The sequence below is a fragment of the Oleiphilus sp. HI0117 genome (assembly GCF_001635235.1).
Map to the genome: position 1 here is coordinate 1 of NZ_LWGA01000847.1, position 1,296 is coordinate 1,296.

The window sequence follows — 1,296 nt, forward strand, 5'->3', positions numbered from 1 at the left end:
AGGCACGCAGGGATAAGCCATTTATCTGTTCCTGATTAACCATTTCGCCTAGGGTTTGGTATGCGAATTCCTTACTTGTCATTATTAAAACTATCCTCAAGAACTTTTTCTTCTGGGTCTAACTCTATTCCTAAATGCAGCTTTAATGCATTTACTGTTAGTAGGTTGGCACTTTTAGTTTTTGTCATGCGACCAAATATGATTGAACGCCCATCCCATAAATGGTTGCTTTTACTCCAATTGACATCTTCAAGCTGTTTAACATAGTTCTGCCAATTTTCTGGATGCTGGGAAAGTAGGTAGCTTCCTAAAGTAGCAATGGCTTGAATGATGATGCCGTGACTAAATAGGTTGTCTTCGCGGACTGAAGAGGCTGCTATTTTTCCTTCTCTTACTAGCTTCCAGAATGGTAGAGCTTGTGATAACTGAGTCCAAAAAGCTTTTGCTATTTCGACATCTGATTCGGTTAGCTTATCTTTTCGTTTCTTTTTCAATAGAGCTCTGTTTGCGTGTTTGATACTACTTAAGGTGAACAGTTTGTTACTCTTCTTTGATAGGCTGCTATTTTCAAGATCTGTTAGTCCTTCAAACGGTGGGCAGTTTTTAGCTATTTCTGTGGCCATAACAGATTCTGGGTCTGTATGATTGTATAGCGTAACCAATGAGGTGTCTGGCCTAACTTGATGCATGTTGAGGTCAACAAACATTTGTTGGCTACGAGTTAGCCCTTCATCAATGAAAAATAAGACCGCAACATTATCGTGTCCCAAATCTGGGTTTTCCTTGATGGCATCCTCTATTGCTGCTCGGCGGTGTTGACCGTCATTGATCAACATGCGTGCATCCATTGGTATGCTGAGGGTGCCAAGGTTTGAATTAGTTCCGTCTGGATCTACAGAGTCGAATTTTATGCTGGCATCGATGGATGCAGTTAAAGCAGATAGCACATAATCTGTAGGTTTCTCGACTAAGTACTTAGATATCTCAGGGACTCGCTGAGTATTGAGCTTTCGCTGAGCCCTCAACTGAGGGGGGACCTCTTCACCATCGAAGATGAATATTTTAGGAATAATGCGCATTGGGCACATAGCGATATAAAATGGTTTTCCTGCTTGCATGCCTCTAGTAGCAGGAAATGAGTAGCAGTAGCCGGAATCCATTTATAATTTTCCTAAGAAGCGGTACGTTAAAAATAACGTAATTCTACTACCTGTCTCCGGAAGTTCAATGAAAATATTAAGTATTTTGAGGGAGGGCTGCTTATTGCTTGCATAGTAATGTTTTTTTTAGCGTAAG

The 1,296-nt window shown here is 40.8% G+C and carries 1 protein-coding gene; it reads right to left on the reverse strand.

The genetic code is table 11. From position 1 onward, the window contains the following. Window positions 1-71: 71 nt before the first annotated feature. Window positions 72-1,160: a DNA sulfur modification protein DndB gene (gene dndB, locus A3757_RS14520; protein WP_068739830.1), complete on the reverse strand. Its 1,089-nt coding sequence runs from the start codon at window positions 1,158-1,160 to the stop codon at window positions 72-74. Window positions 1,161-1,296: the final 136 nt, after the last annotated feature.